This is a genomic window from Variovorax sp. Soil_C_33 (assembly GCF_057656935.1).
Genome location: NZ_JBDGJK010000032.1, coordinates 1 through 20498, shown reverse-complemented (window position 1 = coordinate 20498; position 20498 = coordinate 1). Strand labels below are relative to the sequence as shown.

Sequence of the window (20498 nt, the reverse complement as noted above, 5' to 3'; positions counted from 1 at the left end):
ACGGTGGCCTACGAACTGGATGGGCAACTGCCCGAGCCGCCTCGGGCGCGCGGCGCCGGCGCGGCCGCCATGCCCGCCCGGAACATGCCGGCCAAGGCGACCGAAGTCCAGGTTCGCAAACCCACCGGCCATAGCGGCCACTAAGCAGGAGGATCTCCATGTACCTCAGAAGCGTCTTGACCATCGGTGCGCTGGCACTGTCGGCGAGTGCTCCGGCGCAGCACGGACCGTATGCCGGCGAGCAGCAACGCGCCATCAAGTCCTTGTCCGAGAAGGACATCGCCGACCTGCAGGCTGGCCAGGGCATGGGCCTGGCCAAGGCTGCCGAACTCAATGGCTACCCAGGTCCCGCCCATGTGCTGGAGCACGCCGACGCGCTGCGGCTCACCGCCGCGCAGCGCGAACAATCCAAAGCGCTTCTTGATTCGCACAAGGCCACTGCGCGCGAGCTCGGCCAACAGCTGGTGGAAGCAGAGCGGGCGCTGGACATTGCGTTTGCGAGCAAACGTATCGACCCCTCGAGTCTGAAAGCCATGACCGCAGAGATCGGCCAGCGCGCCGCGAGATTGCGGGAAGAGCACCTACGCACACATCTGATGCAGACCGCCTTGCTGGACGCTGCGCAGATCCAACGCTATGCGCAGTTGCGTGGCTACGAAGGGTCGAGCGGTGCGGAAGCGCCTGCAGCCACAGATAGCTCGTTCAAGACCCCAGCCCAGAAAACTGAACCTCATGTCCCCAAACCCGGCAGGGCTCATTCCGGCCACTGACCTTCCATCAACCTCTTCTTCATCTTCTTCCTTAAAGACACCATGCAAACCAATCGCAGAAACATCACCATAGCCGCGCTCGTTGCACTTGCCGCAAGTGGAGCCTCCGCAGCTGGAACTCATGTCGGAGGCCATGGTCACGGTGAGGCCATCGGCAAGCCGGGCGTCGCCGCGAAGGCGACACGCACCGTGAACGTCGACATGACCGACGGCATGCGCTTCAACCCATCGAGCATCAACGTGAAGCAAGGCGAGACCGTGCGCTTCGTCGTCACCAACTCCGGAAAGCTCAAGCACGAGCTGGTGCTCGGCACCGAGAAGGAGCTGAAGGAGCACTACGAAGTCATGAAGAAGAACCCGGAGATGGAGCACGCCGACCCGAACATGGTGACGCTCGCCGCCGGCAAGTCTGGCGAGATCGTCTGGCAGTTCACCAAGGCAGGCAAGGTGGACTTCGCGTGCCTGCAGCCGGGTCACTACGACGCCGGAATGAAAGGCGCCGTGAGTGTGTCCAAGGCCGCCAAAAAGTAGGCGAGCGGTCCGGAGCTGCGCCTCACCGCGGCAGCCCATCCCAGACCTTTTCCCTTCATTCATTCAAGGAATTCACATGATCAACATTCGACACGCCCTTCTCGCTTCAGTTGCCGCGCTCGCTATCTCCACCGTCGCGAACGCACAGCCCAGCGGCGGCGCAGCGCCTGCGGCAAGCGGCGCCCCTGCCACAACCGCCGCCACCGAGCTCGCCGAGGGCGAGGTCCGCAAGGTGGACAAGGACAGCAAGAAGCTCACGCTCAAGCACGGTCCGCTCAAGAGCCTCGACATGCCAGCCATGACGATGGTTTTTCAGGTGACGGAAGACGCCATGCTGGACAAGGTACAGGCCGGCGACAAGGTCCGCTTCCAGGCCGAAAAGATCGACGGCAAGTTCACCGTCACCAGGCTCGAAGCGGCGCGTTAGCCCGGCGCCTGCGCACCAGACCGCCCGAAGGAGGTCCTATGACGACACATGCGAGCGCGGCGCAGATCATGCGCGAGCTTCTGGAGGGACCGGTCACTCGATCCGCGTTGCTGCGGTGGCGGCGACAGCAGTTCCTCGCCAAGGAAGGATTCGGCTTCTATTTCGGGGTGTTCGACAGTTTTGCGGCTGCCCGCGCATGGCTGCCGCCGAGCCCGGAATTCAACCACGACGCATTGGCCACTGAGTACGTCGAGGTTCGGACCCAGCAGGTATTCGCCTATGACTACCCGGTGATGTGGTGGCTCGATCGCGCGTTTCGTCATCGCGCCAGGAGCGTGCTGGACATCGGCGGCTCGGTTGGTGTTCATTGCTATGCCTATCGGCTCTACATCGACATGCCTCCTGAGGTGACCTGGCGGGTCGTCGAAGTTCCGGCAATCGTCTCCATCGGCCGCAAGCTCGCTACGGAACGCGGAGCTGCTGGGCTGTTCTTCACCGACGACCTGGAAGGAGCACTGACCAGCGCCGGCGCTGAGGTCTGGATCTCCGCAGGCGCTCTTCAGTATATGGAAGACGCACGACCAGGCGATCTTCTCAAGCGATGCCGGGAGATGCCCATGCACCTGCTGCTCAACAAGCTGCCTCTCTACGAAGGTGATGATTTCGTGACCACGCAGAACATCGGCGAAGGCTGCTTTGCACCCATGCATGTGTTCAATCGCCACCGGCTCATTCGCGGCGTCGAAGAGCTGGGCTACACCCTTCGGGATCGATGGGCAGTCCACGAGCGGTCCCTGTATCTGCCGGGTTACCCGGAGCGCTCGTTCCCATCCTTCACGGGTCTGTATTTCGCGGCCGAATCGTGATCAGGTAACGGTCTACAGGCAATCAACCGGGAGAGGAACCCAAGAATGACAACTACCAATCAAGGAGCCCGTGACCTGCTTGCTCACGAGCTTCCAGAAATCATGCGCTCCGCGACCCTCGATGAGGGCCGCGGACCCATGAAGATCCTGCTGGTAGGCAACTATGGGCCGGACAACCAGGCGAGCATGCGGGCGTTCCTACGCGCTCTCGCGCGCGAGCTGCCCCACCGGGGCTGCGAACTGCGCGTCATCAATCCGCCGCAGCGGGTGCAGCGCGTGCCTTCCACTTCTCGCTTATGGAAATGGCTTGGCTACATAGACAAGTTCATCCTCTTCATTCCCAGCCTCGCCCGGCATGCCCGTTGGGCGGATGTGGTCCATATCTGCGATCACTCCAACAGCATGTACGTGCGCTGGGTCAAAAGCAGGCCGACGATCATCACTTGCCACGACGTCATCGCCGTGCAGGCCGCGAGAGGCATGGTCGAGGGGTGGAAGGTCGGATGGAGCGGTCGCATCTTCCAACGTCTCATCGCATCGGGACTTGCGAAGGCCGACCTGATCGCCTGCGTTTCGCACACGACCCAACGTGCTCTGGTCAATCTGCAGTTCGTGGATGAACGCAGGGTGATGACGGTGCTCAACGGGCTGAACGACAGCTTCTCACTTGTACGGGCCGAAGAAGCTCAGCAGTTGCTCAGCCGATTCGGGGTGCGCGAGCAGGACAAGTACCTGATCCATGTCGGGTTGGATTTGCCTCGCAAGAATCGCAAGGGGGTGGTCGAAACGTTCATCGCGCTTCAACGTCGCGCTGCCGACATTGGTGCTCCCGCTCTCGTACAGCACCTGATTCTGGTGGGGCCGAAGCTGGAGCCGGAACTGACCGCTCTGGCGTCTCAGCACGGCCTTGCTGATCGGATCAGAACCTTGCAGGAGGTCTCCCACGAGGAGCTGCGCGCGCTCTACGCCAGAGCCACCGCCTTGCTGTTTCCTTCCCTGCAGGAGGGCTTCGGCTGGCCGTTGATCGAGGCACAGGCCTGCGGCTGCCCGGTCTTTACGTCTGACTTGGCGCCGATGAATGAAATCGGGGGCCCCGGCGCGTGCTACTTGGATCCACGCGATCCTGAAGCCATGGCTGTGGCCATCGAGCAGGCCGCCGAGCGGCTGGGAGAGATGCGCGCCCTGGGCTTGGAGAATGCGCAGCGTTTCTCGGCGGCGCAGATGATGGCTAACTACCTCGCGGCGTATCGCCGCGTGCTTGCATCGCGGCAGGACCGCCAGTAAGCATGCGGCACCAGAAGATTGGCTGGCTTAGGCTTCGAAGTCCAGGATCATGGTCAGACCGCCACCGCCCTGGTGCTCGACGTGACGGTGCGCGACTGGCAGATCCGCTCGCCGACGATGACGCTGGGCAAGAGCTTCAACGCGCACGGGCCCGTCGGCCCCTGGATGGTTACGCCCGACGAGATGCCCGACCCGCACGCGCTGCGCCTGCGCATGCTGGTGAACGGTGAGATGCGCCAGGACGTGAACACCGGCGAGATGATCCACAACATCTGGGAGCAGATCGCGCATCTCCTGGAGCCCGGCGACATCCTCGCCACCGGCGCGCCCTCGGGCATTGGGCGCGGCCTTCAAGCCGCCGCAGTTCCGCAAGGTGGGCGACGTCATGCGGGTGGAGATCGAGGGCATTGGTGCCATCGAAAACATCGTTGTGCCCGAGCCAGCCTGATCGCGCGGCCCGGCAGTCTCAATTCGTATGAAATCTCCACCCATAACCCCGAGCGCCGGCCCGGACGTGCTCCAACTGGCGTTGCAAAGACCGGCGGTCGCCGGACTGGACGACGTGCATCGCGCCGAAGCCGAGCTTCCGGACCCGCTGACCGGCATCGACAGCACCTACGCGCTGCTCGGGCGCGGCGCGGCACGCGGCGGCGAGGCGAAGGCACTGTCCTTCTTCCTGCAAGCCGCGCAGTTCCAACGGCCCTTCACCTGGCTGAGCGGCCACCTGAGCGGCCGCCAAATTGCGCTGGATCTCGAGCAACGAGTACGCACTAGCCGCTGAAGTTCCCGGTGCGCGCTGGAAAGCTGCGCACGGAGGTCCCCAACCTCGGCGACAAGCTCTTGGGCAATCTTGCGGGCACCGGAGAAGGGAATCTTCTTTGGAGCGTCAAAGGCTTTGGTGTCAGGGATGGTGCTCATAGTCATCCTCGATGTCTCGCGCTGCGGGCCCACATCCGCGGCACTGCCCGCCCTCGACATCGAAGCCAGCGAGTATCGCGAGCTGGAATCCGCTTTCCGCCAGCGCGGAGGATTGGTCGAGTCCGAAACACTGACCGAGTTGCTGCGCAGGCGCATGGACCAGCCCATCTCAAGGCTGTCGCGCTGGATCGTGGATCGCGATGTGCTCAGCCTGAAGTGGAGCTCGCGCATGATGGTGCCGCTTTTTCAGTTCGACCGCTTCTCCTTGTTGCCGCACCCAGCCGTGGGCGAGGTGATACGGGAACTGGCGCCCGTCCTGGGCGACTGGTCGCTGGCGCTCTGGCTGGTGCGGCCCCATGCGCTGCTAGGCTGCCTGGCGCCCGTCGTCGCGTTTCAGCACCATGCGCCAGCCGTCGTCGACGCTGCGCGGGCGCAGCGCTACCTCGTATGCGGCTGACGCCTAGACTCGGCCATGAATGCCTCTGGATCACGACGTGTCACCCGTTGCGATTTCGCCAGCGCCTCGCTCGACGAGGAGTGAGCCGCTGCGAGCTCAATCGAGAGCTGCCTGCTGTGCTGGTATGAGTGATGCCGCTAGGCTGTCTGCCCGGCAATGAACTTCGAGCATCTGGATCGCTTTCGCCAGCGCTCAGCGTGCCCAAATCAATGCGCGCGGGCCGCACACCTCGAGCGCAGCGCTCTTCGGCAACAACATGTCCTGGCTCAACCACCCGGCGCCGCTGCGTTATCCGGCTCCGACTCTTGATCGCCGCCGACGGCATCGGGCCAAAAGAGCTGGTGCTTGATGAGGGACTTCTCGAATGCGTTGCACCGCGTCATCAGATCGATCGTGACATCCAGATCCTCGTAGCTGAAGGCTGCCGTCCAACGTTGGATGTTCGTCATCGCACCGAGGTAGGGTTCAGTCCTCGCCGCGCGCGTGAGCTCCCGCAGACAGTCGAGGTACTGCTCGCGATACAGCGTCGGGACGATGATCCGTGCCTCGCCTGCCGCGCTTAGCTCTGAGTTCATGACCAAGCGCGCCAAGCGGCCGTTTCCATCGTTGAAGGGGTGCACTTCGGAGATGATGAACATCGCCAGCAGCGCGCGCGGGAGACCAGCATCGATGTCGTGCATAAGCAGCCCCGCCTCGCGCAGGGTGCCCACTACGAGCCGAGGCTCGACGAATGTCGTGTCGCCCGCAACGTTTCGCTTGACCTTGAACTCGCCCGGCAGCACCTCGGGCCGGGCGGCCATCATCAAGGCGTGTCGCTCGCGCAAGGTCTCTTCGAAGGTCTTGATGTCGGTGATGCTGCGCGCGCGCCAGGCAGGATCGCGCGCCTGATCGAACACGCCTTTGATGTCGTGGGAGTCCTTCGGGCGTAAGGCGCTGATCTTTCCTTCGAGCGCGATCGCACGGGCCTCGCCGATCCCAAACTCGGTGCCTTCGATGAAGTTGCTGAAGTACGACTCAAGGAAGGCGAAATTGGTGGTCGCTGGCCCCGTCCCTGCTACGTCGGCGAAACGTGGCAGTTCCTCCACCTTCAGGACCTGGACCAGTTTGTGGAACAGATCCATGCGGGGCGCGTCATAGCCCCTTGCACGGCCCGTGCCTTGAGTCGTGGCCATCTTTCGGTCAGGCCGCGTGCCAAGGATCGCCCCCATCAGGCGATCCATCACTTCCAACCGCGTCTTGGGTGTCTTCAGCAGCCCGCCGACTACCTTCACACGATCGCGCAGCTCAAGGAAGGCCTGCTCGCCGCGCGAGTCGCATATCGAGATGAGGCGCTCCTCGAGTTCCTCGGCGCTGATGTTCCTGGGGTATGCCGGATCGTTGTCGCGCGGCGGCGGCGCCACGGCATCGAGCAACATGCGCTCCCTGCTCGGATAGTAAAGCTGGCGTCCCTGGATCTTCGTATCGCCGTCCACAGGGCCAGGCCCTTCCGATATCGAGACCCTGAGCCCAGGGAGTTCAACGACTCGCCGATAGCCGGCGGCCAGGTAGACGGTGCTGCCTGCCATGCCGTCGAAGGCACTACGGAATGCCACGACAGCGTCCGGAACGAGGGCGGCCAGGACTCTGGCCTTCTCGCGCCTGAAGAGCGCCGGCCATTCTGCTTCTGGCAGCGGCGTCGCGACACCAGCTCGCACGCGGAGCAGCTCGCCCGCCGCGACCCGACGCTGCACGGCGCGCTGCTCAGCGGGGCTCAGCTCAGCGTTGAGGTAGAGGATGTCGTGTCGCATCTTGTGGGCCCAATTCGATCGCCGCGGCTCGTTTGTCGTAAATTTTATCTTTATTTAAGTCTGATGTCGCTTTTTCTATCGACGATGCGAATCGAACCAGTGACCGCGATATGAATTCAAGGTCAGGATTTCCGTCAACAATATCGGTTGGGTTCAAACTTCGCGACGCTAAGCTGCTCCTCGCTCACGAAAGGCAGAAAACCCGACACGCAGGTGTGGGGCCGCAGATGCACCAATACTGGATACATAGACAGTATGCAGGAGGCGCCGCTTTGCCGAGCTCCATGCCGTTCGAACTTCACTTTTATCGTCGGTGCCTCCCAGCCCGAGGAACTGGGTGGAGCGCACGGCAGCCAAGTTGTACTCAAGCCTAGCGCGAGTGCCTCATCAGAGATCTCTGGCACTTCAGCACCCTGTGACCGCCAAGCTTCACGAACCGCCGATTCCCTAAGCGTTGTCTGAATCTCGCGCCTCATACGCCGCAGGATGTCTTCCGGCGTCGCCGCCAGCGCCGCCCCTTTCGACGTCGAGGCCGTGCGTGCCGATCTGCACGCGCACCGCTTCGACACCCTCGAAGTCGAAAGCGCCGAGCCCGATCGCGCGACCTGCCTGCACCGGTCCGAAGGCGATCCTGCTCAACCCGCTTGAGCGAAGAGCGCCTGCAAAACGAAATGCATCGGCAGGTACAGGCCGATCGGGAACGCCAGCATCAAGAATCCGAGCCAAACGAGCGGATGGACGCGCCGCTGCAGCTTGCCCGGCCCGCGCACCCAGTTGATGTTCTCGTCCGAAGGCGTCGTCACCGCGTAGGTGATCGGCAGCACGAACCAAGCGAGCAGCGTCTGAGCGACGGGTGCCCGCGAGTCGTAGCCCAATTCGTGCAGCATCCAGATCAGCACGACGGGCACAACAACGTGGAACAGCGACAACGCCCGCACGAAGCGCGGCTTGCGCGCATCGAACATGTAGCCCGCGAGATCGGTGATGCGCCGTGGGTGGGGCGCCGTGCAGTTCCGAAATTCTGACTGGCGCAAGACGCGGCGCCAGGTGGATAAGGCTGTGAATAAACGGTGATCTTCCGGCGCAACACGGGGGATAACTTTTTCGAAACCACCATACGAGCCTGCACCCTTGAGCGATTTTTGAAGATGCACGGCCTGGATGCTCAAGGATGCGGCAGCGCACGTTTTATCGAAGATTCAGCATGCAACCAGCCAAACGCCCAGCTCAATTCGTGGAGTCATTGAGACTGGCGCAGCCAGAGCGCTCATGCGAAGCAACCTCTCGCTGAAGGCAATTGCATCGAAGGTGCGGTTGCATTCGGCGAATCGCCCGAGCATGCGTTCACGCGCCGGTTCGGCTGGCTCCCAAGTTGTTTCGCAAAATGCACGCCGGAACCTAGGCGCCGGCGATATCCACCGCTGCGCGGCAATCCGAGTTGATAGCTTGTCGCCAACCCCGGCCAACTTCGCCTTGGCATTGCGGATTCAACCGGTCGATGCAACTGTGTCTTCCTTCGGTAGCGATCTCTGAACCAGCACGCTCGCGCAGGTGAGCGATCAAGGCGTCGGCGGCGCGGCCGGCGCCATCGACATCGACGTAGTGCCGCCGCGTACGTGCGGCGGCTGCGGCGTACGAGGGTTCGGCCACGATCTGGCGGACCGCCCGCGTCACCCACGGACAGGGCTACGGTGACGCGGCGAGTCAGCGCGACCTGATGGTCGCAGCTTCGTCGATGAGATTGGCGATCTCGGCCGGATGGCTGACGTTCGGAATGTGAGACGCGTTCGGGAGCTCCACGATCTTGCGGGCGCCCGCGCGAACGGCCATGAACCTCATCGCTTCCGGGGGAATGTTCTTGTCTGCCGCGGCCCCGCGGAATCAGTTGGTCACGATCTTGAGACGAGGGATCATGTCCTTGAAGACCTTGTTGTCGCGTGCCATGACGGCCTTGAAGCCCTCGTCGTCGGCATAGACGTACCCGAGGTTCAGCTTCTTCAAGGCGTTCTGGAGTTCCGGTTCCTTCGCAATCTCCGCAACCGAGGTCCTGAGCATCTTCACGACCTCCGGCGGCAGGCCCTTCGGCCCCATGATGCCGCGCCAGGTTCCGATCGACAGGTCAACGTTCTTCTCCTTCATCGTGGGAACGTCCTTGAACTCGTCGAGGCGCTTGTCCGCCATCACCGCCAGGATGCGCAGCTTGCCGGCGGCCACGTGGGCGGCCACCTCTCCGGGGCTGGCAGTCACCGCATCGATCTGACTGCTGAGCAGCGAGAGGATCGACGGCGCGGCGCCCTGGTACGGGATGCGGTTGAACTGCAACTGGGTCTTCTCTTCGAAGGCAGCGGCGGCGATGTCGTAGATCGAACCGTTGCCGGAGGTGCCCATCGCCATCTTGCCGAGGGGCTCCTTGCGTGCCGCAGCGATGAAGTCATCGATGGTCTTGTAGGGCGAGTCGGCCCGCACGATGATCGACGCCGGATCGGCGTTGAGCTGTGCGATCGGCGTGACGTCGGCGTAGGCGCGATTGAAGAGGTTGAGGTGCGGCAGGATCACCATCTCGACCGTGACGATACCCAGCGTGTGGCCATCGGGCCTGGCGTTCATCATGTAGTTCCATCCGATGCCACCACTCGCGCCGGACTTGTTGACGACAACGACACCCTTCGGAAAGTGCTTTTGCGCCGCGACGCCGAATGCGCGCGCCACCGCATCGGTTCCGCCGCCCGCCTGGAAGGGAACGACCAGCTCGATCGGGCGGCTCGGATAGTCAGCTGCGAGCGCGAGCCCTGGGGCGAGCGAAGCGGCGGCGAGCGCCATGGAGGCGACGAGGGTGCGGCGGTGAAATTGAATCATGGGTTTGTCTCGGTGATTCGAAGCTTGAGGATCTCGGATCGCGTTCAGCGAACGAACTGGTCGACGTACTCGGCGCCCAGGCCGCAGGCCGTGTAGTGGGCGCGGCACATGTCGATCTTGGTGAAGACGTCTTCGTAGCCGGTCTGGCGGCCGAAGGGATCGACATAGATCATGGCGCCCGTGATGTGGAAGAGCGTGATCATCTCGGGCACGTCCTCGGGCACGACCAAGGTGTGCGTCTCCCCGGGCGGCTCGAAGACATACGAGCCTTCCTTCGCCTTCCAGTCGTGCTCCAGGTAGTGCCATGCACCGCGCAACACCACGCCATGCACCGGCGCCGGATGGCGATGCCGGCTCAACACGCCGGATTTGCGCACACGCAAGAGGTTGACCCAATAGCCCTGCACGGTATTGAGGCACAGCGGACGGAACCAGACGTTCTCCATCTGCGGCACCCAGACGCGCTCATCCTCCGGGACGACGGCGTCGACGACGATCTCGTTCGCGACGCCTTGCGGAAACGGGAGCTGGTAGGGCATGCGGGACATGTCGAGCCCGCCGGCGCGCGAGGGGGCGGCGTCATCCGGAATCGGTGCCGCAGGAAGGGTCGAAGTGTTCATCGTTGAGGTTTTCGTTGTTGGAAATCAGGCGACGAGATAGCCGCCGTCGACGGGCAGCACGATGCCGGTGACGAAGGCAGCAGAGCTCGAGCAAAGGAACATCACCGGGCCCGCAATGTCCTCGGGCCGGCCCCATCGGCCCATGGGGGTGCGAGATAGCACCGCGGCACTGCGCGCAGCGTCGTCCTGCAGCCCCTGGGTCAGCGGCGTGGCGATCCATCCCGGCGCCACCGCGTTGACGCGGACGCCATCGGCTGCCCAGGCGATCGCCAGGCTCTTGGTCAGTTGCGCAATGCCGCCCTTACTGGCGCTGTACGCCGGCACCAGCCCGCCGCCGAAGAAGCTGAGCATCGAGGCGATGTTGACCAGGCTGCCACCACTCGCGGCCAAACGCTGCCGCGTCGCGGCGGCCAGTCGCATCGCGCCGTTCAGGTTGATGTCGATCACTTGCCGGAACACCTCGGGGTCATGCTCCTCGCCGCGGCGGATGACACCGGCGGCGTTGACCACGATGTCCAGCGTCGGGCACTTCGCGACCACGCGGTCGATCGAGCCGGCGTCGGTCACGTCCATGGCCTCGAATGCGATCCCGGATGCACCGGGGGTCTCCTTGCCGATCACGCCTGCGGCGGTCACGGCACACCCTGCATCGCGCAGGGCCTCGGCAATGGCGAGTCCGATGCCGCTCGTGCCGCCGGAGACGAGCGCGGCCTTGCCGCCGAAATCGAAGAGCATCGCGCGGCTCCTTATTTCGCGGACGGGTACTTGGCCCGCGCCAGCACTTCCTGCGAGTACGGGCCGAGTACGGGCCCCTCGCCCGCCAGCGTGGTGCGGCGGAAGACACGCCGGTAGCGCCCCATGTCGTAGACCTCGGCCTTGTGCAGCGTGGTCCGGTTGTCCCAGACGACCAAGTCGCCCTTCTTCCACTTGTGGAAGTAGCAGAACTCGGGTCGCGAGACATGCTCGACCAGTTGGCGATGCAGGGCCTGGCCTTCCTCCAGTGGCATGCCGCTGATCTCGTTGCCCGCGTTGGCGGACATGAAGAGCGAGCGACGACCATCCGGATGAACGCGCACCAGCGGATGGCTGACCGGGGGCACGGCGTTCTTCTCGAAGTTCGAGAGCGGCGGCAGCGAAGCGAACATCCGGCGGCCGTGCTCATACGAATGGACCATGTGCAGCGGCTCGATCCTGGTCTTCAAGTCGTCCGGGAGCGCTTCGTAAGCCAGCACCATATTGGAGAAGCCCGTGCGTCCTCCTACGGCATCGTCGGGCATCACTTCGATGCCATACAGCAGCGAGGCGTATGCGGGCACATAGCGATAGGAGCTGTCGGTATGCCACAGCGCATTGACCTTCTGGAAGATCACGCGATGGTCGGTCTCGGGAAGGTGCTCGCCCTGTGCCGACACATTGGCCACGTTGTAGACGGTCGACGCGGCGACGGTCTTGTTCTCCTCCGGAAAATCTTCCAGCGAACCCCACTGCTCGGTGAAGGCAATCTGCTGCTGCTCGCTCAGCTTCTGGTCCCGAAAGCACAGCACACCGTATGTATCCAGTGCATCGCGAAATTCCCGGATCTGCTCAGGATCCAGGGGCAGGGAAAGGTCGATTCCTGTGATTTCGGCGCCCAGCACCGGGTTGAGCTTCGTGACCACGGGTCTCGCGACGATTTCAGCTTGTTCCATATTTCCTCAGGGTGGACGGTGGACGGAGTGCCCGCCTGCTGCCTTGAAGATCAAGCCATCGCAGGCGTCGTAGAATTCTGGCATATAACTGGCATGCCACCTATATTCCAACGTAATTGCCCACACTGCCCAGTTGGCAAGCTCGTAAACCCGAGTCCGGCGCCGCAGCCGGCGGCGCGCAAGGCACCCGTCCGAAATTCAGGCGTGTGGCAGCGTCTGCCTTGCGAACTCCACGAGGTGGTCGATCAGGCGATCGGAAGCCTGGGCCGCGCTGGCGGCGTCGCCCGCAGCAACAGCCCGAACGACTTCGACGTGGAATCGGGCGGTGACCGGTAGATGGCGCGGCGCATCGACGTGGAAGAACCAGAAGCGCCTGGAGATCGAATGGAGCCTCGCGACGGTTTCGGCCGTGACGGTGTTGCGCGCCGCGCGCGCGAGCAGCAGGTTGAGTTGAGCGTCGAGGCGCAGGAACTCCTTGATATCCAGAGCCTCTGCCGCTTGTTCGGTCGGCGCCACCAGTGACTGGATCGCCGCCCTGTCTGCGCTGCTGCCGCGGCTTGCCGCCGCTGCGGCTAGAAGACGATCCAGCTCGCGTCGCGTTTCGAGAATCTCGAGCTGCAGGCGCACATCGACAGGCGTCACCATCACGCCGCGCCTTGGCATGATCTGCACCAGATACTCGCGCGAAAGGCGATGCAATGCCTCGCGGATCGGCGTGGTGCCGATGTCGATCTGCCGGCTCAGGATGGCCTCCGATACAACGGAACCGGGTGCCAGTTCCAGCGTGACGATCATCTCCTCCAGTCGTCGATACGCTTCGCTTGTCAAGGTGTTCTGCGATCCGTCGCTGGAGGGGCTGACCGCCGTGCCGCCTGGATTGATCACGCTGTCCGCAGCGCTCGCCAACTTCATTTCCGCCTTTTGCTTATGCCCAGGATATCGGCAGCATCGTGCGGCCGACCAAGCCGGCGACTATAGCGATGGCAAGGTCGCGTCCGCCCGCCCCCCCGCGCCCCGGGGCAAAATCGCCGCCTGTCCGGCACCCTTCGGAGCCGGCTAACCAGAGGAGGCGGGGCAGGTATGAAGAAGGCGGCGACGGCGACAGCCGGCACTGAAGTCATGAAGTCTGCGGTGGCCGTGCAGAGGCGAGTGACGGAGCAGGAGGGCGCGGCCGCGACAACGCTCATGCAAGACGCGTATCGGCAGCTGGAGGAGATGATCGTCACAGCGGAGCTCGCGCCGGGCGAGGTGGTGTCAGAAGCGATCCTGAGCCGCCGCATCGGGATCGGCACCACGCCGATCCGCGAGGCATTGCATCGCCTTTCGCGCGAGTATTTGGTGCAGATCATGCCAAGGCGCGGCGTGGTGGTGACGCCTGTCGATGTGGGCCTGCAGTTTCAGGTGCTCGAGACCCGGCGCGAAGTCGACCGCCTGATCGCACGGTCTGCGGCCCAACGTGCAACCGCAGCAGAGCGAGAGGCCATCGCAGCCCTGGCGAAAGCCATCGAGGAAACCGTGGCGCACTCGGATGTGCGGGCCTTCCTGCGGCTCGATGCGCAGCGCAGCCGCTGCGTGGCCTACAGTGCACGCAACTCGGTCGCTGCAGGCATTGCCACGACACTTCATTCGGTCTCGCGCCGATTCTGGTACTGTCATCTGCATGAGGATCGACAGTTGATCGATACGGCGCGCTTGCATCTGACGGTGGCCAAGGCCGTCGTGCTGGGCGATGCGGAGGCTGCCGGCAAGGCCTCTGACGAGCTGATCGACTACATGCTTGCGTTCGCCAAGGCCACGCTTCCGGGCGCGTCGAACCCGGAGCCTTAGTTCGAGGCACCGGCCTCCCCTCATTTCGCAAACGCTCTCGTCCGAACGAGATGAGCGACCAAGGGTTTGTCCCGACATACCTGGCATGCCAGTCGTGTTCCACTAATGTTCCACGAGATAAATCGCATCGCAAACACGAAGTGAGACAAGGACCATGGCGCTGAGCATCTACCCCGTTACATCCAACTTTGTGGCCGAAATCGGCGACGTTGACCTGTCGCGGCCGCTGTCGCTCGAAGACCGGGAAGCGATCAAGGAGGCGTTCTGGAAGTACGCCGTGCTGATCTTTCCGGAGCAGACGATGACGCAACAGCAACACGTCGACTTCGCGACGATCTTCGGCCCACTGGAAACCACCATCCAGAAGCACCGCACCGACGAGGCATTGCGCATTCGCGAAGACATCGCCGATGTCTCCAACCTTGACGCCGACAACAAGGTCTGGGGCGAAACCAGCCGCCAGCGCATGTTCCAGCTGGGCAACCGCCTGTGGCACACAGACAGCACCTTCCGCAAGATCCCTGCCAAGGCGTCGCTGCTGTACGGCCGCACGGTAGCGCCCATCGGGGGCCACACCGAGTTCGCCGATATGCGCGCGGCCTACGATGCACTGCCGGAGACGATGAAGAAGCGCATCGACGGCCTGATCGTGGAGCATTCGATCTTCACCTCGCGCGCCAAGCTGGGCTTCACCGCGTTCTCGGACGAAGAGTTCGCCGCGCTGCCGCCGGTGCCCCAGGTCATGGTGCGCACGATTCCCGAGAACGACCGAAAGTCGCTCTACTTGGCGTCGCACGCCGGCCGCGTATTCGGCCTGCCCGACGCCGAGGCCGCCGAGCTGCTGGAGACGCTGACAGCGCACGCCACGCAGCGGCAGTTTGTCTACACCCACCGCTGGCGCCAGCACGACCTGCTGATCTGGGACAACCGCTGCACCATGCATCGCGGCACGGAGTTCGACGACCTGCGCTGGAAGCGCGACATGCAGCGCGCGACCGTCTCGGAGTCCGCCAACTCATGCGAGATGGCCGGTGTGGCCATTCCGGTCGAGGCCTGAACGATGGGCGACACCCCTCGAATCCTCGGCGCGCCGGCGCTGTACGTACAAGGGCCGGACGCGTCCTCGCGTATCGGCGACATCGCTGCAGGACTGGGCCGGAACGTGCTGTTCGTCTCAGACGCCGCTGTCGAGCGCCTGTTCGCGCCGCGCGTGCGGCAAAGCATCGAAGCCAGTGGGCTCGCGTTCTCGTCCGTCTCGTTCACCGGCGACCTCACGCCCGCCAGTGTGGAACGCATGGCCTGCGCCCAGCGAGCGTGGCAGCCGGAGGTGGTGATCGCTGCGGGTGGCGGCAAGGGTGTGGACGCGGGCAAGGCCGTGGCGTGCGCCCTCGGCACGCGGCTCATCACCTTGCCGACGGCGCCCTCGAATGACGGCCCCACCAGCCGCGTCTATTTGCTCTACGACGAGCATCACCGTCTGCTGAGCGTCGAAAAGCTGCCGCGCAACCCGGACGCGGTCGTGGTCGACACCGCGATCCTCGCTGCGGCGCCGGTCGACTTGCTGGTCTCGGGCATCGGCGACGCGATCGTCAAGCGCTACGAGGCGGCGCAGTGCATCGGCGCTGCCGGGCTCAACCTGTTCGGCGGCCAGGCGACGCTGCTCGCGGCAAAGCTTGCAGAGACGTGCGACGAGATCGTGCGTCGTCATGCGGTCGCCGGCCTGGCCTCAGCGCGTGCCCGCGCGCCCAACGCGGCCTTCGAGGCGCTCGTCGAAGCTTGCATCCTGCTGGCCGGCATCGGGTTCGAGGGCACCGGCTTGTCGGTCGCGCATTCCATGACGCGTGGCCTGACGGCCGTGCCGGAAACTGCAGGCGCCTTGCATGGTCGCCAGGTGGCCTACGCGTTGCTCGTCCAGTTCGTGCTTGAGAAGCGCTCCGATGCCTTCATGGCCGAGCAGTTCGACTTTTACCGCGCCGTGGGTCTGCCCACAGGCTTGCCCGAGCTCGGCCTTGCCGCGCCTTCTGCGCGGCAGTTGTCCACGATTGCCGCGCACACCCTTACCGCACCGCACATCCGCAACTTCGAACGCCGGCTTTCGGAAGGCGACCTCGTCGAAGCGATGGTGCGTCTCGAGCAGCTCTGCGTCGCAGCGTGAGCCCTGCGCTTTCTGTCCTCGCCCGCCATCAACCTGGAATACATGAGGTACCCATGAACCGGTTCAAGAACACCCGCGCCCTCGTCTCCTCCTGCCTTGCAGCTGCGTGCTTCACGCTGCCGCAATTCAGCGCACATGCCGCCGAAATCACCTGGCGCTTGCAAAGCGTCGCCGGCGCCGGAACGACGGAATACAAAAATCTCGTCGAACGCTTTGCCAAGGAAGTGAATCAACGCACCGGCGGACGCGTCGAAGTCAAGACTTTTCCGGCCGGCATGCTGATGAGCAGCGCCACTGTCGTCGATGCGGTGAGCAAGGGCACGCTCGACATCGGCCACACTTACCTTGTCTATTTCAGCGGCAAGGAGCCGGCGCTCAAGGCGGTGAACGAATGGCCGGCCGAAGTCAATGCGCTTCAGGGCTACAACTGGTTCTACGAGGGCGGCGGCTCGGAGCTGATGCGCAAGATCGTGGCGCGGCACAACATGCACTTCCTCGGCGTTTCGCCCCTGCTGGGCGAGCAGATCTGGTCGAAGAAGCCGATCAAGGGCACCGACGATCTGAAGGGCCTCAAGGTGCGCGCGGCGGGCCTTGCCGCCGACGGCTTTGCCAAGCTCGGCGCTTCTGTCGTCGCCTTGCCCGGCGAGGAGGTCTACACCGCGCTGCAGCGCGGCGTGGTCGACGCCGTCGAGTTCACGACCATGCCGGTGAACTACGGCCTCGGCTTGCAAGAGGTGGCGAAGTTCATCTCGGTGCCGTCGTACTCGGGTGGGGGCACGTCCGACTGGATCGTGAGCCAGGCCGCGTGGAAAAAGGTGCCGGCCGACCTGAAGCCCAAGATCGAAGAGGCGCTCAAGGTCGCCAGCATGGACTACAACACTTCGGCGGTGGCCGAGGAAAAAGAGCTGATGGTCAAGCTCGAGAAGAGCGGCGTCACGCTCGTCAAATGGCCCGATAGCGAGATACGCAAGATGGAAAACGCGCGCCTGGCTGTCATGAAGGACAAGTATGCCGTCGAATCGAAGGACTACGCCGAGAAGCTCGACTCGCAGCTGAAGTTCCTTGGGAAGCTCGGATACCGCGCGAACTGACGTTGGCCAGACTCCCAGACTCCCCCATGCGGCAACTCTGCGACGCAATCGATCGCCTCAACGAATGGGTGGGCCGCCTGGCGGCCCTGTTGATCCTGCCCAGCCTGCTCATCACCATGATCGAGGTGGTTGCACGCTACGCGTTCAACAGCCCGACGGTCTGGGTCAATGAATCGGTGCAGATCCTGTTCGGCTTCTACTTCCTGCTCGGCGGCGGCTACACGCTGCTGCACGGCGGGCACGTGCGGGTCGACCTGCTGCTGCTCGGCTTGAAGCCGCGCGCCCGCCGCCGGGCCGATGTGATCGGCCTGGTGGTCACGATCTTCTATCTCGCAGTGCTGCTGTGGTTCACCGGCGAACAGGCGCTCGACGCCATCGCCAGCCGGGAGCGCGCGGAGAGTCCGTGGGCGCCCTACATCTTCCCCGTCCTCACCGCCGCGCCGGTGGCCGCCGCACTCATGCTGCTGCAGGCGGTATCGCTGATCGTGCGCGCCTATGTGGATCCGGCACACACGGTCAAGCCTGACAGCAGCGTCGCCGGCTGACTTTCTCTTCCACTGGGTATCAATCAATGGGTGTCGAACTCCTCACGGTCGTCCTGTTCGGGTCGCTATTCGCGCTCATCTTCCTGGGCGTTCCGCTGGCCTTCGCGCTCGGCAGCGTGGCCGTGGTGGTGGGCTATTTCGAATGGGGGCCGATGGCGCTGCACCTGCTGGCGGGCCATGTGAAGAGCGCCACCTTCAACTACACACTGGTCTCGATTCCGTTCTTCATGTTCATGGCCGGCATCCTCAACAAGGCCGGCGTTGCCAACGACCTGTATCACGCGATCCATGTGCTGTTCGGCCCGCTACGCGGCGGCCTTGCGGTCGGCACCGTAATGGCTTGCACGATCATCGCGGCGATGAGCGGCGTGAGCGCGGTGGGCGTGCTCGCCATGGGTTCGCTCGCGCTGCCGGCGATGCTCGCGCGCGGTTACGACAAGCACATGTCGATGGGTACCATCCTCGCGGGCGGCGCGCTCGGCCAGCTCATTCCGCCGTCGGTGCTGGGCATCGTCTACAGCGGCCTAGCCAACCTCTCGGTCGGCCAGGTCTTCCTTTCCGGGCTGATGCCGGGCCTGTTGCTCGCCTCGCTTTTCATCGTCTACGTGCTGCTCAAGTGCTGGATCAACCCGGCGGCAGGCCCTGCGATGCCGGCCGAGGAGCGCGCCCGCATCACCGGTCGCGAGCGAATCGCAAGCCTGCTGGGCATCGTGCCCGTGGCGCTGCTGGTTCTGGCGGTGCTGGGTGCCATGTTCACGGGCATCGCAGGCCCCACGGAAGCAGCGGCGGTCGGCGCGGTCGGCAGCATGGTGATCGGCTTCGCGCGCCGCAGTCTGCGCTGGGGCGACATCGCAGACGCGGCACGCGAAACCCTGAAGTCGACGTCGATGGTGATCTGGATCGCCATTGCGTCGCTCGTCTTCGTATCGGTCTACGCCGGCATCGGCGGCGACAAGCTGGTGCGCAGCCTGCTCATCGGTATGGACCTTTCGCCCTGGGTGGTAATGACGATCATGATGGTCATCCTATTCCTGCTCGGGATGGTGATGGACCCGATCGGCATCATCTTCCTGACCACGCCGATCTTCCTGCCCATCGTGGTGGCGCTCGGATTCGATCCCCTGTGGTACGGCGGCATGCTGATCATCAATCTTGAGATGTCCTATCTCACGCCGCCGTTCGGCTACAACCTGTTCTACCTGAATTCGGTAGCGCCCAAGGGCATCACGATGAAGGACATCTACAAGTCGACACCGCCCTTCATCGCGCTGCAGGGGCTCGGCTTGCTGATCTGCGCCTTTGCGCCGCAAATCATCACCTGGCTGCCCAAGTACGTGCTCGGCCAGTAGGCGTCCATACCCCCTTCCACAAGAGGTTCGAACCATGGTCTCCCCGATCAACTACATCACGTCGGTCCAATTCGGCTTCGGTGCCATCGACATGCTGCCGCAGGAGTGCGAGCGCATCGGCATCCGGCGTCCCCTGGTCGTCACGGACGCCGGCGTGCGCGCGGCAGGCCTGGTCGATCGCGTGCTTGCACGCCTGGCCGACGCCAGCGCCGTCGCGGTGTTCGATCAAACGCCTTCCAACCCGAACGAAGCGGCGGTACGCGCCGCCGCCGCGCTGTTCCTCGCGCAGCGCTGCGACGGCGTGATCGCGGTAGGTGGCGGCTCTTCGATCGATCTGGCCAAGGGCGTTGCCGTTTGCGGCACGCATGAAGGGCCGCTGAAGAGCTTTGCGATGATCGAAGGCGGCCTCGCAAGGATCACCGCGGCAACGGCGCCGGTCATCGCGATTCCGACCACGGCCGGCACCGGCAGCGAGGTGGGCCGCGGTGCAGTGCTGATCCTCGACGACGGTCGAAAGGTGGCCGTGATCTCGGCGCATGTGGTGCCGAAAGTGGCCATCTGCGACCCCGACCTGACGCTCGACTTGCCGGCAAGGCTCACTGCTGCCACCGGCATGGACGCGATCGCGCACTGCATCGAGACCTTCATGGCCCCGGCCTTCAACCCGCCCGCCGACGGCATTGCGCTGGACGGACTATGGCGCGCATGGGCGCACATCGAGCGCGCGACACGCGAGCCGCACGATCGCGAAGCGCGCCTGCAAATGATGTCGGCGTCGATGCAGGGCGCGATGGCGTTCCAGAAAGGCCTCGGGTGCGTGCACAGCCTCAGCCATTCGCTCGGCGGCCTCGATCCGAGCCTACATCACGGCATGCTGAATGCCGTGTTCCTGCCCGCCGTCATCGAGTTCAACGAGGCAGCGACCACGGTCAGGAACGAGAACAAGCTCGCCCGCCTGGCTCACGCCATGGACTTGGCCGATTCGTCTTCCGTCGGCGATGCCATCACTGCGATGAACAGACGTCTGGGTCTGCCAACGAGGTTGCGCGAAATGAGCGTCAGTGAAGCCATGTTCCCACGCATTGTTGAAGGCGCGCTGCAGGACCATTCGCACATAACCAATCCGCGTCCCGCCGAAGCCAGTGACTACGCACGGATGCTCACTCGTGCAAGGTGACCCATGACAGCAGTCCCTCCCGCTGCCTATCAAAGAACGGCGTAGTAGCGTACCTTGTCCTCGTCCACGTCGTCCCGCTGGTGAGGCGTTGCGCCGAAGCTCTCGAATTGACCGCGCCTGGCCCTGCAACTCAGGCCGAAATCTTCTCCA

At 63.9% G+C, this 20498-nt stretch carries 23 protein-coding genes and 1 pseudogene; 16 read left to right on the top strand and 8 right to left on the bottom strand.

Going from position 1 to position 20498, the window contains the following annotated elements:
- Positions 1-158 precede the first annotated feature (158 nt).
- The 8 genes and pseudogenes from AC3A6B_RS29680 (at position 159) to AC3A6B_RS29645 (ending at position 5253) form a co-directional block, all read left to right on the top strand.
- Complete coding sequence (locus tag AC3A6B_RS29680; RefSeq protein WP_487840217.1) at positions 159-770, top strand: Spy/CpxP family protein refolding chaperone; 612 nt, start codon at positions 159-161, stop codon at positions 768-770.
- Between the two features lie 42 nt (positions 771-812).
- Complete coding sequence (locus AC3A6B_RS29675) at positions 813-1301, top strand: cupredoxin domain-containing protein (protein WP_487840216.1); 489 nt, start codon at positions 813-815, stop codon at positions 1299-1301.
- Positions 1302-1377: 76 nt separating this feature from the next.
- Positions 1378-1728, top strand: coding sequence for a copper-binding protein (locus tag AC3A6B_RS29670; protein WP_487840215.1), 351 nt, complete (start codon positions 1378-1380; stop codon positions 1726-1728).
- 38 nt (positions 1729-1766) lie between these two features.
- Entirely contained in the window at positions 1767-2594 is an 828-nt protein-coding gene (locus AC3A6B_RS29665; protein WP_487840214.1) for a methyltransferase, TIGR04325 family, read from the top strand.
- A 138-nt stretch (positions 2595-2732) separates the two neighbouring features.
- Entirely contained in the window at positions 2733-3878 is a 1146-nt protein-coding gene (locus tag AC3A6B_RS29660; RefSeq protein WP_487840213.1) for a glycosyltransferase family 4 protein, read from the top strand.
- 117 nt (positions 3879-3995) lie between these two features.
- A pseudogene (locus AC3A6B_RS29655) lies at positions 3996-4172 on the top strand (fumarylacetoacetate hydrolase family protein); the annotation flags it as partial.
- 181 nt (positions 4173-4353) lie between these two features.
- Positions 4354-4659, top strand: a complete 306-nt coding sequence (locus AC3A6B_RS29650) for a hypothetical protein (RefSeq protein WP_487840220.1) — start codon at positions 4354-4356, stop codon at positions 4657-4659.
- 126 nt (positions 4660-4785) lie between these two features.
- Positions 4786-5253 (top strand): hypothetical protein, encoded by a 468-nt coding sequence (locus AC3A6B_RS29645; protein ID WP_487840212.1) that lies wholly within the window; start codon positions 4786-4788, stop codon positions 5251-5253.
- A gap of 266 nt (positions 5254-5519) precedes the next feature.
- Here the strand turns inward: AC3A6B_RS29645 and AC3A6B_RS29640 are convergent, their stop codons facing one another.
- Entirely contained in the window at positions 5520-7040 is a 1521-nt protein-coding gene (locus AC3A6B_RS29640; RefSeq protein ID WP_487840211.1) for a Fic family protein, read from the bottom strand.
- 486 nt (positions 7041-7526) lie between these two features.
- Here AC3A6B_RS29640 and AC3A6B_RS29635 point away from each other — a divergent pair, with 486 nt between their 5' ends.
- On the top strand, positions 7527-7688 hold the full coding sequence (locus tag AC3A6B_RS29635) for a hypothetical protein (RefSeq protein ID WP_487840210.1): 162 nt from the start codon (positions 7527-7529) through the stop codon (positions 7686-7688).
- Here AC3A6B_RS29635 and AC3A6B_RS29630 read toward each other — a convergent pair.
- From AC3A6B_RS29630 to AC3A6B_RS29600, 7 genes are all read right to left on the bottom strand, one after another.
- Positions 7676-8209, bottom strand: a complete 534-nt coding sequence (locus AC3A6B_RS29630) for a hypothetical protein (RefSeq protein ID WP_487840209.1) — start codon at positions 8207-8209, stop codon at positions 7676-7678. The genes AC3A6B_RS29635 and AC3A6B_RS29630 overlap by 13 nt on opposite strands.
- 535 nt (positions 8210-8744) lie before the next feature.
- Positions 8745-8870, bottom strand: coding sequence for a hypothetical protein (locus tag AC3A6B_RS29625; RefSeq protein WP_487840208.1), 126 nt, complete (start codon positions 8868-8870; stop codon positions 8745-8747).
- 51 nt (positions 8871-8921) lie between these two features.
- On the bottom strand, positions 8922-9896 hold the full coding sequence (locus tag AC3A6B_RS29620; RefSeq protein ID WP_487840207.1) for a tripartite tricarboxylate transporter substrate binding protein: 975 nt from the start codon (positions 9894-9896) through the stop codon (positions 8922-8924).
- A gap of 44 nt (positions 9897-9940) precedes the next feature.
- The gene (locus AC3A6B_RS29615; protein ID WP_487840219.1) at positions 9941-10444 is read right to left on the bottom strand and encodes a 2,4'-dihydroxyacetophenone dioxygenase family protein; all 504 of its coding nucleotides are present in this window, start codon (positions 10442-10444) and stop codon (positions 9941-9943) included.
- Positions 10445-10540: 96 nt separating this feature from the next.
- Positions 10541-11251 (bottom strand): SDR family NAD(P)-dependent oxidoreductase, encoded by a 711-nt coding sequence (locus tag AC3A6B_RS29610; RefSeq protein ID WP_487840206.1) that lies wholly within the window; start codon positions 11249-11251, stop codon positions 10541-10543.
- An 11-nt stretch (positions 11252-11262) separates the two neighbouring features.
- Positions 11263-12204, bottom strand: a complete 942-nt coding sequence (locus AC3A6B_RS29605; protein WP_487840205.1) for a TauD/TfdA dioxygenase family protein — start codon at positions 12202-12204, stop codon at positions 11263-11265.
- Between the two features lie 198 nt (positions 12205-12402).
- Positions 12403-13116 (bottom strand): GntR family transcriptional regulator, encoded by a 714-nt coding sequence (locus AC3A6B_RS29600; protein WP_487840204.1) that lies wholly within the window; start codon positions 13114-13116, stop codon positions 12403-12405.
- Positions 13117-13284: 168 nt separating this feature from the next.
- On the opposite strand from AC3A6B_RS29600, the gene AC3A6B_RS29595 reads away from it, so the two are divergent.
- The 7 genes from AC3A6B_RS29595 to AC3A6B_RS29565 all read left to right on the top strand — a co-directional run bounded on the left by AC3A6B_RS29595 (position 13285) and on the right by AC3A6B_RS29565 (position 20348).
- Positions 13285-14031, top strand: coding sequence for a GntR family transcriptional regulator (locus tag AC3A6B_RS29595; protein ID WP_487840203.1), 747 nt, complete (start codon positions 13285-13287; stop codon positions 14029-14031).
- A gap of 154 nt (positions 14032-14185) precedes the next feature.
- Positions 14186-15088: a TauD/TfdA dioxygenase family protein gene (locus tag AC3A6B_RS29590; protein ID WP_487840202.1), complete on the top strand. Its 903-nt coding sequence runs from the start codon at positions 14186-14188 to the stop codon at positions 15086-15088.
- Positions 15089-15091: 3 nt separating this feature from the next.
- A complete protein-coding gene (locus AC3A6B_RS29585; protein WP_487840201.1) occupies positions 15092-16186 on the top strand; it encodes a glycerol dehydrogenase in 1095 nt (364 codons plus the stop codon).
- A 53-nt stretch (positions 16187-16239) separates the two neighbouring features.
- Positions 16240-17277: a TRAP transporter substrate-binding protein gene (locus tag AC3A6B_RS29580; RefSeq protein ID WP_487840200.1), complete on the top strand. Its 1038-nt coding sequence runs from the start codon at positions 16240-16242 to the stop codon at positions 17275-17277.
- A 26-nt stretch (positions 17278-17303) separates the two neighbouring features.
- The gene (locus tag AC3A6B_RS29575) at positions 17304-17822 is read left to right on the top strand and encodes a TRAP transporter small permease subunit (protein ID WP_487840199.1); all 519 of its coding nucleotides are present in this window, start codon (positions 17304-17306) and stop codon (positions 17820-17822) included.
- A 26-nt stretch (positions 17823-17848) separates the two neighbouring features.
- Positions 17849-19171, top strand: a complete 1323-nt coding sequence (locus AC3A6B_RS29570; protein WP_487840198.1) for a TRAP transporter large permease — start codon at positions 17849-17851, stop codon at positions 19169-19171.
- Positions 19172-19205: 34 nt separating this feature from the next.
- Complete coding sequence (locus AC3A6B_RS29565; RefSeq protein ID WP_487840218.1) at positions 19206-20348, top strand: iron-containing alcohol dehydrogenase; 1143 nt, start codon at positions 19206-19208, stop codon at positions 20346-20348.
- Positions 20349-20498 lie beyond the last annotated feature (150 nt).